At 41.6% G+C, this 651-nt stretch carries 1 protein-coding gene; it reads left to right on the forward strand.

Annotated features, from left to right (window positions below; all coding sequences use genetic code 11):
• Positions 1-347 (forward strand): IS1595 family transposase (locus DBY97_RS11350; RefSeq protein WP_107858387.1); only part of this gene is annotated, 347 nt, incomplete at its 5' end.
• Between the last annotated feature and the right edge of the window lie 304 nt (positions 348-651).

Genomic DNA, 651 nt, shown 5'->3' on the forward strand with positions numbered 1-651 from the left:
ATCCCATTGTCGTAGATAATGCCAAGTCTGAAACGTTACTCCCTGTCATTAAAAAGAAAATCATGCCGGACAGCATTGTTTACACGGATAGCCTGAGCAGCTACGACAAGTTGGACGTGAGCGGTTTCATCCATTACCGCATCACCCATTCCAAGGAATTTGCAGACCGTCAGAACCACATTAACGGCATTGAGAATTTTTGGAATCAGGCAAAACGCGTCTTGCGCAAATACAACGGAATTGATCGCAAATCCTTCCCGCTGTTCTTGAAAGAATGCGAATTTCGGTTTAACTTCGGCACACCGTCTCAACAGCTTAAAATTCTGCGGGATTGGTGTGGAATTTAGGGCTAATCTACGTCAGCCCCTAAAAAATTATATATCCAACAAATTTATCAAATTTCATATCAAAAATATAATCCCCTTTCCCTTTAAACCTATCAGATATAATCTCTTCCATAACAAAGCTTTCTATAGGCAGCCAAATTCCGTCTAATAATCTAGAGCAGATAAAATAAATGGATTAAAGGCCGTCTGAAAGGTAATCAACCTTGTTGACTTCCCCTTCAGACGGCCTTTAATCTGCCTTATTCAAACAAAACGTCTATGCCCTCTTCCCCAACTTCCAAGCTCGCTCGCTCCGGCATATGAC

Origin of the sequence: Neisseria subflava, from assembly GCF_003044645.1 — a bacterium.
Taxonomy (GTDB): domain Bacteria; phylum Pseudomonadota; class Gammaproteobacteria; order Burkholderiales; family Neisseriaceae; genus Neisseria; species Neisseria subflava_B.